Source organism: Pseudomonas sp. S60, from assembly GCF_016647865.1.
GTDB classification, from domain to species: domain Bacteria; phylum Pseudomonadota; class Gammaproteobacteria; order Pseudomonadales; family Pseudomonadaceae; genus Aquipseudomonas; species Aquipseudomonas parafulva.
Window position 1 is genome coordinate 1 of sequence record NZ_JACVVH010000113.1, and the last position, 546, is coordinate 546.

Sequence of the window (546 nt, forward strand, 5' to 3'; positions counted from 1 at the left end):
ACCGTGGTTGTTGATTGGCAGACCATCTTTGTTGGTCAGCGTCACGGTGTAAGTGATCTGGCCGCCTTCGCTGACCGAGTCGCTTGCGGTGAGTTTTGCCACCACTTCGTCGATGGTATCAGTGACTTTTACCGACGCATCGCCACCCAATTGCAGGTTTTCGAAGGTGCGACCGTCGATGTCTACAGCCGAAGTAATGCCAAGTTTGATTTCACCCGAATCTTTGTAAACGTCATCGCCCTGCGCCGCGTGCTCATACGAAGCACTGGTTTGGCCGGCCTTGATGGTGACCTGAGCGTTGTTGCTCAGAGTCACGACCAGGTCGTGGGCCAAGGCAGTGTTGATCTGAACGGTGAACGTCGGTTTGACGTTCTCGACAACCGAAGTTTGATCAGCCGAGATGGTGACTTGCACCAGATCGCCTTGGTTGCCAGTGCCTGGAGTGCCCGAACCTGGCTCGTCGGTAACAGTCGTGCTGACCGGAGTTTTATCCAAGGTCAGTTGTTCGAACTTGCCAACGTCAGCGCCCGCTACCGAAGCAATCGA

The 546-nt window shown here is 54.9% G+C and carries 1 protein-coding gene; it reads right to left on the minus strand.

The features are described from left to right. Nucleotides 1–546: immunoglobulin-like domain-containing protein (locus IAE33_RS24390; RefSeq protein WP_201165758.1), on the minus strand; the 546-nt coding region annotated here is incomplete at both ends.